7 protein-coding genes and 1 tRNA gene are annotated in these 7,540 nt (G+C 39.7%); 2 read left to right on the top strand and 6 right to left on the bottom strand.

Annotation, left to right across the window (positions count from 1 at the left end):
- Window positions 1-88: 88 nt before the first annotated feature.
- The 3 genes from hemG to HMPREF3020_RS05675 are packed head-to-tail and all read right to left on the bottom strand — an operon-like array spanning window position 89 to window position 2,680.
- On the bottom strand, window positions 89-595 hold the full coding sequence (gene hemG / locus HMPREF3020_RS05685) for a menaquinone-dependent protoporphyrinogen IX dehydrogenase (protein WP_070775832.1): 507 nt from the start codon (window positions 593-595) through the stop codon (window positions 89-91).
- Entirely contained in the window at window positions 595-2,058 is a 1,464-nt protein-coding gene (locus HMPREF3020_RS05680) for a TrkH family potassium uptake protein (RefSeq protein WP_070775831.1), read from the bottom strand. Before HMPREF3020_RS05680 ends, hemG begins: the two co-directional genes overlap by 1 nt.
- A 10-nt stretch (window positions 2,059-2,068) precedes the next feature.
- Window positions 2,069-2,680, bottom strand: a complete 612-nt coding sequence (locus HMPREF3020_RS05675; protein ID WP_070775830.1) for a YigZ family protein — start codon at window positions 2,678-2,680, stop codon at window positions 2,069-2,071.
- Between the two features lie 116 nt (window positions 2,681-2,796).
- Here HMPREF3020_RS05675 and tusA point away from each other — a divergent pair, with 116 nt between their 5' ends.
- Window positions 2,797-3,036 (top strand): sulfurtransferase TusA, encoded by a 240-nt coding sequence (gene tusA / locus HMPREF3020_RS05670; protein ID WP_070775829.1) that lies wholly within the window; start codon window positions 2,797-2,799, stop codon window positions 3,034-3,036.
- A gap of 29 nt (window positions 3,037-3,065) precedes the next feature.
- Here tusA and HMPREF3020_RS05665 read toward each other — a convergent pair whose 3' ends face one another.
- The 3 genes from HMPREF3020_RS05665 to selA are packed head-to-tail and all read right to left on the bottom strand — an operon-like array spanning window position 3,066 to window position 7,214.
- Window positions 3,066-3,968 (bottom strand): RsiV family protein, encoded by a 903-nt coding sequence (locus HMPREF3020_RS05665; RefSeq protein ID WP_070775828.1) that lies wholly within the window; start codon window positions 3,966-3,968, stop codon window positions 3,066-3,068.
- Between the two features lie 7 nt (window positions 3,969-3,975).
- Window positions 3,976-5,835 carry a selenocysteine-specific translation elongation factor gene (gene selB / locus HMPREF3020_RS05660; RefSeq protein ID WP_070775827.1) on the bottom strand — a complete coding sequence of 620 codons (1,860 nt, stop codon included), beginning with the start codon at window positions 5,833-5,835 and terminating at the stop codon, window positions 3,976-3,978.
- Complete coding sequence (gene selA / locus HMPREF3020_RS05655) at window positions 5,832-7,214, bottom strand: L-seryl-tRNA(Sec) selenium transferase (RefSeq protein WP_070775826.1); 1,383 nt, start codon at window positions 7,212-7,214, stop codon at window positions 5,832-5,834. The genes selB and selA overlap by 4 nt, the downstream gene beginning before the upstream one ends.
- A 72-nt stretch (window positions 7,215-7,286) precedes the next feature.
- On the opposite strand from selA, the gene HMPREF3020_RS05650 reads away from it, so the two are divergent.
- Window positions 7,287-7,381: transfer RNA gene (locus HMPREF3020_RS05650), tRNA-Sec, on the top strand.
- Window positions 7,382-7,540 lie beyond the last annotated feature (159 nt).

The following is a 7,540-nucleotide window of genomic DNA, read 5'->3' as shown; positions in this document are numbered from 1 at the left end:
TCTTTTTGTAAAAAAATGTAAATTTTTTATTGGTTGAAGATCTTTTAATCAAATCGTCTAAAAAACACAATTTTTATGGTGTTTTATTCTACGAATTCAGGCTTTCTGCAAATGTCTTTACTTTTCCCCAATCGGTATATTCAATTTCTTTGGTCGTATCCGTTTCACCACCTGTAATTTTCATAATCAATTGGATCATGACACGATCAATCCATTTATAGCGTGGATATAACAATGCACCTGCAAACACGCCGACTTTTTCCGGCGTCCATTTTATACGTTGAAGGAACTTACGCACATAGGCATTTCCCTCTGGCGTATCTTTTCCTTCTTTTCTCGCTGTCAAATTTACGCCAAAAAAGACCGCACTTTTTGCATTCAGCAATTCATGGTGGCGTTCCACAAAATGGTACAACTGTTTATTAAAATGACCATAGCGAATGGATGCACCAATAATCACCCGATCAAAAAATGGAAGATCCAGTTCCTCCGTTAGCGGTGAAACCACCACTTCGCCTTCAAGATACTGAGCCATAAATTCAGCAATCTTTTTTGTTTGCCCATTACAGCTTGAATATAAAATTAATGTTTTCATTATTCCTTCCAAAATGCCGGTGTGAAAAGCGCCAATAGTGTAAAAATTTCTAAACGACCGCATACCATTGCAATAGTTAGTATCCATTTAGCACTATCTGGCATCGCCGTCATATTACTGCTTACTGAACCTAATCCCGGTCCAAGGTTATTAATACTTGCCAACACTGCATTAAATGCATCAAAAGGTTCGACACCACATGCAATCACACTTAATAAACAAATAGTAAATACCAATAGATATGCAGAGAAAAAGGCCCAAATACTCCCAATCACACGTTCATCAAGGACATTTTGACCCCATTTAATTGGATACACTAAATTTGGGTGAACAAATCGTTTTAGCTCTCTCGCACCTTGAAGATATAGCACTAAAATCCGCGCAACACGCAAACCGCCACCAACTGAGCCTGCACAACCCCCAATAAAAGAAGCAATAATTAATAGCATCGGTACAAAAGAAGGCCATTCAGCGAAATTCGATGTGGAGTAGCCGGTTGTTGTTGAAATCGATACGGCTTGGAATACGACTTGCTCAAAATCTTGCCATGAGGAATCAAAATATTGATGGCTTATCATCACCAATGTACAAACCACGATAAGCAAAATTTGAATACTCATAAAGAAGCGGAATTCTGGATCTTTTGTATAAATCTTCAAAATATTTTCTCGTCCTAAGGTCGAAAATGCTCTGAAGTGCAATGCGAAGTTACAAGCCGAAATCCACAAGAAAATGACCGTGATAAAATTAATCGCCGAGCTATTAAAATATCCAATGCTAGCATCATGAGTAGAAAAGCCGCCAATGGATACCGTCGAGAAACTATGTGTAATTGCATCGAATGGTGTCATACCCGCTAGCCAATAAGCCAAAGCACAAGACATGGTTAAAAAGAAATAAACAAACCACAATGCCTTTGCCGTTTCTGCTATCCGTGGCTGAATTTTCTGATCTTTCATTGGGCCTGACATTTCTGCACGGTATAACTGCATTCCGCCAATACCTAATAAAGGAATAATCGCAATCGCAAGCACGATGATCCCCATCCCGCCTAACCATTGTAGGAATTGACGATAAAACAGAATGGCTTTCGGTAAATTATCTAACCCTGTCATGACGGTAGCACCCGTGGTTGTTAACCCGGAAAATGCTTCAAACACGGCGGAAGCCACTGTTAAATGAGGTGAATCAAATAATAGCAATGGCAAGGTTGCTAGCCCACCTAGAACGAACCAAAATGCCACCACAATTAAGAAACCATCACGAGATCGCAATTCTTGTTTGTGGTGATGACAAGGCCACCAAAGCAACATGCCCACGGTTAAGCTCAATGCAAAAGCTTGCATAAACGCTTTACCGCCGCCATCGCCATAAATAAGCGCCACAAAGGCTGGAATCAGCATCGTGCCGGAAAAGCACATAATTAAAATGCCGATAATCCGAATAATGGATAAAATATGCACAATATCTCGCTTAATTCATTTCTTCTAATTTCAACGTTCCTGCCGAACGCTCAATTAATGCTTGTTCAAAAGGTTTAATTTGATCTTCACTAATGCCTAACTGTAATGTAATCTGCACTTGAAAATCTTGCTGATAAATTTCAATTTGATGCTGTTCACATAAAATTTGGAGCCAATTTAATTGTGCATAATCACAATGAACTTGGAATAACTGACGTTCTACTTTTCGTTCAGTTTCTAATAATTTTAAAGCTTGCTGAACACCATTTCCATAAGCACGAACTAAACCGCCAGTGCCTAATAAAATGCCGCCATAATAACGAACAACAACGGCACTGATTTCACCAACTTGGCTACCTTGTAAAGCCGACAGCATCGGTTTTCCTGCAGTGCCTGCTGGTTCACCGTCATCGGAAAAGCCTAATTGTTGAGAATCCGTTGGCTTGCCGGCCACTGCGGCCCAACAATGATGACGTGCATTGGGATGCTGCGATTTAATTTCTACCCAAAAAGCTTTGGCTTGTTCAAGTCCTTCCGTATGTTGCAAATACGTGATAAATCGACTTTTCTTAATTTCTTCTTCAAAAACGACCGCACTTTTGGGGATAAGGTATTCAGCCATGGAATCATTATTCAAGTAAATTTGTTGCGTAGTTTATCATTGATAGCGGATTTATCGAAATTTCCCCATAATTATTGTATGATGTAGCTCAATTTCAATAAAACTGATAAATAACAATGACTGAAATTACTGTCAATAAAACCCTTGATACCGTTGGTTTACGTTGTCCTGAACCTGTAATGCTCGTGAGAAAAAACATTCGCCACATGAATGAAGGTGAAGTATTGCTTATTTTAGCGGACGATCCTGCCACGACTCGCGATATTCCCAGCTTCTGCCAATTTATGGAACATACCCTTTTAGCGAGTGAAACCCAAGCCCCCCCTTTTAAATATTGGGTGAAAAAAGGCCAATAAAAATGCGGCCAATTTTGACCGCACTTTTGTTATTCTGCCGTATTACTCGAAACGGGGTAATACTGTTTCTGAAGAAATTCAGGCTTCAATAACGCAGAGGCATTCCACCACTCAATAACCAGCTCCTGTGGTCCTTCTGCATAAGACGCAATTTCATACACGTTATATACAAAATGAATCCCATCATGATCTAAATAGAAATTATCAGTCACCTCAAAAGCATCTTTTGATGTAAATGCTTCCTCATCCTTTATCTCACCATATCGAGTGTAACGTTCCCAAAGCAACTCTTTTAATTTAGCTTGCTGGTTTGGTTTAAAAACATCATCAAATGAGAGCAGTTTCTTCGTTTCTAAATCAACATTAAGATAATGATAACCACCAACTCCATGAGCGCCACCACCATAGCTATAATAGTTTATTAAAAATACAGCAAGCTTACCTCTTTGGTGACTAAATGCTAAATCTAAGGTTTCATCTATCCCCATTATTGGAGATTCCAACATTTCTTTTTTAGCTTCATCATAAGCTTTTTGGTAATCCTCAATAAGCTGCTCGCGGCTTCTTGGTTTGCCATCAGCATTTTTTGAAATTTGTTCTAAAAGTAGTGTATCTAACCACTCTATATTCGTTTTTAATGTAGAAATACTGTAATGAAGCTTACCTTCAGTAGGGACATATTCATCTTCTTTGGCCAATTTAGGGTATTTGATGGTTTCCTCTTTATCAAAAATCACATCATCTTGAGCAATAATTGCCGGAATAACCTTCTCAGCCTTCTCTTTTTCAGCTTTTAATTGCGTATTTTCTGCCGTCAGTTGCGCAATTGTCTGTGTTTGTTGCTCAATCGTTGCTTTCGCTTCTTTATCTTCGCAACCTGTTACCGTAAAAAATGCGGTTAAAATTAAGGCTGAGATGAATGTCTTTCTCATGTATTACCTATAAATCAAATATGTCTTTATCACGTAGAATATGATCATTGCCTTTACGGCGTAAAAAGCCAGTACGATCAAAATATTCCATCAATTGCACTGTCAGTTTTCGACCAAAATTAAGCTTATCACGTAATTCATTTACAGCAACTTTACCTTCTTCGCCTGCCATTTCCTTAATTAAGCGAGCATAAGCATAAATGCTCTCTGTCAGGAAAAAACGATCTTTTACGATTGGCGTGAGGTAACCTAGCTTACCCGCTTTATACATAAAGTTACGCATAGCACTTTCATCTTGCGCCAATGCTGTTGCCATATCTCGCACCCAAATGGCTTGTCCATGCGCCTTTTCAAATTCTGCTAACACCGCTTGCCATAATGTTTGCTCTTCAGCTGAAAATTGGATTTTGTGTGAAGGCAAATGTAACCAACCACGAGTTTGCTGCAATTGACCTTCATCAAGCATTTCTTCAATAAAATGATAAATCAGATTTTCTGGTTGGTTTAAAGTCGCAATACGGTATAAACGGGCTTTACTCAAACCAAGCTGATCATTATGTTGTTCATGATAGGTAGCAAGTGCGGTCAAAATTTGCTGCGTTTTTTCACGTTGATAATCACGATTAAAACACCAATTTTGGAAACGAATGTCACCATTTTCGGCTAACGCTTCTGCCAGTTGATTTTCAGTTAGCTGCTCACTCCACATTAGCGCTTGAGCTGAAACCGCCTCTTTTTGTAAGGTCAATCCGATGCGTTGTGTGGCGGTTTGAGCCTGATTAAGTTTAGCCAAGAACGCTAGACGAGCCTCTGTACGCTTATAACGTTTTGGTGAATGAATTTCGAGTACCTTGGCGCCACCAATTAATACTTTTGCATCGCCACTACGTAAAATTAATTTATCCCCAAAGGCCAAAAATAATGACTGCTCTAAAATGACTTCCGCCAAAGTGCGGTCATTTTTCATTGCATTTTTGCTTTCAAGCAAGGTAAGCTTACCCGTCGTGCGGCTTGCTGCATGATAAATGTGCACAGGCTGACTATCTTTCAAATTCACTTCAGGCGTAATTTCAATGGTAATACGATCGGTTGGCTCAAGTGGTTCTGAGGCTAACAACCAATCGCCACGCTGCATTGGAATACGATCTAAATCAACGTTTAAATTGAGAGCTAAGCGTTGACCAGCCAAGCCTTTCTCACTCGGTGTATTTTGAGCATGGATATTTTTAACACGAACCTTTTGTCCTGTTGAAAGGAAAAGTTCGTCATCAATAGTTACTGAGCCTGCAAATGCTGTGCCTGTCACTACTGTCCCAGCCCCTTTCACACTAAAGACACGGTCGATAGCATAACGAAACGGTTTATTTATTTCGGCTAATTCCGGTAAATTGGCTAAATAATCACGTAACGCATCAATGCCTAAGCCTGTTTGTGCCGATGTAATAAAATAATGAGATTCAGCTAAGAATGGATAATCTGTCTGAATTTGTGTTTTTAGTGCCTCGATTTGCTCATTTGTTGCTCGGTCAGCCTTGGTAATCACTACCATGATTTCAGTAAATTGAAGCTGACGTAAAATAGCTAAGTGTTCTTTAGTTTGTGCGGCAATCCCTTCATCGGCTGCAACAATAAGCATGGCATAATGCACACCACCAAGCCCGGCCAACATGTTGGCGAGAAACTTTTCATGGCCAGGTACATCAATAAACCCAAGCACTTTCTCTTTTAAAGGCAAATAGGCATAGCCTAAATCAATGGTCATGCCACGTTTTTTTTCTTCCGGCAAATGAGCGGTATTCGTACCTGTCAGTGCTTTTAAAAGGGCTGTTTTACCATGATCGACGTGCCCTGATGTTACTATGATCATAATTTTTCCACCGTATCTAATAATGCCTTAAAGTCAGCCACGCTACGTAAATCTAACCAAATCTTTCCTTTCTCAACACGACCGATTATTGGTTGTTCTAACGCTTTGAATATTGCTAAAAGTGCGGTCAATTTTGCCTCTGTTTTTTCGGCAATCGTCACCGCAAAAGAAGGAATCGTTGCCATTGGTTGGGAACCACTCCCAATTTGAGCAAAGCTTTCTTTAATCTCAACCTGGTAATCTTTTAAGCGGTTTGCTAAACAGGCTTTAAGTTGTTCCGCTTTTTCTTGTAATACATCCATTGACTGGGTAAGCAAATGCAAAGTTGGCAACGTTTCAGTAAGCTTTTCGGGCTGAAGATAAAGGCGCAATGTTGCCTCAAGCCCGGCTAAAATCACTTTATCGCAACGTAATACACGCTTTAATGGATGAGCTTGTAACTGAGCAATCCACTCTTTTTTACCAACAATAATGCCAGCTTGTGTTCCACCCAATAATTTATCGCCCGAGAATGACACCAAGTTTACGCCTTGTGCAACTTTTTCTTGTACTGTCGGCTCACTCGGTAAACCATATTGGCTTAGCTCAATCAATGCACCGCTACCAAGATCCGTAATTACTGGAATATCAAATTCTCGCCCAAGATCAACCAACTCTTGTTCTGAAACCGAAGCAGTAAATCCACTAATATGATAGTTACTACAATGTACTTTCATTAAGAAGGCGGTGTTTTCATTGATTGCTTGACGATAATCTTTCAAATGTGTGCGGTTTGTGGTTCCGACTTCAACAAGTTTACAGCCTGCTTGAGCCATAATGTCAGGGATGCGAAATGCGCCACCGATTTCAATTAACTCACCACGAGAAATAATCACTTCTTTATCTTTTGCAAAGGTGGCTAACATCAAGAGCACGGCTGCCGCATTATTATTCACAATACATGCAGCTTCTGCACCTGTGAGTTGCGCAAGTAGTTCACTAATATAATTATCTCGATGACTGCGTTTGCCTTCTTCCAAATCATATTCCAGCGCAACGTTACCTTTCATCGCATGAAGTGCCGCTTGTTGTGCACTTTCAGCCCATAATGCTCGCCCTAAATTTGTATGTAATACCGTGCCCGTTAAGTTATGAACTGATTTAATCTGCACATGATTTTGTTGAGTTAATCGCTCTTGTAAATAATGCAATGTACTAGGATGATCGGCAAAAAAGTGCGGTAAGTTTTGGTGTTGTTTGATAAACTCGCGTCCTTCAGACAATAATTGGCGCAATTCACGTACAACGGCTGAATGACCAAATTCAGTTAAAAGCATTTCACCTTCTGGTGTTTTTAAAAATTTATCTACCGAAGGAAGTTGTTGAAAAAGTGCGGTCATTTTTAATTCCTATTTCAAAATGGCGTTGAATTGCGAACTAATTTACGCTAAAGTAACCGCAATTTCAATAACGGAAGGTCGTCATCTCCGGTGAGGTGGCAGGACTTCAAATCCTGTTGGGGACGCCAGCGTTCCCGGGTGGGTTCAACTCCCATGACCTTCCGCCACTCTTTTCTTCCAAAGAATATTCTCTCCCTAATATTCACATTTTTAATTTGAACTTTCATTATAATTTCACTGAATTTTAGGCAAATAAAAAGGCGTATCTTTCGATACGCCTTCTTTATCTAACTTGTTACAGTTAATACATCAATTATTTGATGATT

Origin of the sequence: Haemophilus sp. HMSC068C11 (genome assembly GCF_001815355.1) — a bacterium.
In the GTDB taxonomy this organism is placed as follows: Bacteria; Pseudomonadota; Gammaproteobacteria; order Enterobacterales; family Pasteurellaceae; genus Haemophilus_D.
Note: the sequence above shows the minus strand (reverse complement) of the source record. Positions and strands in the feature narration are given on the sequence as shown.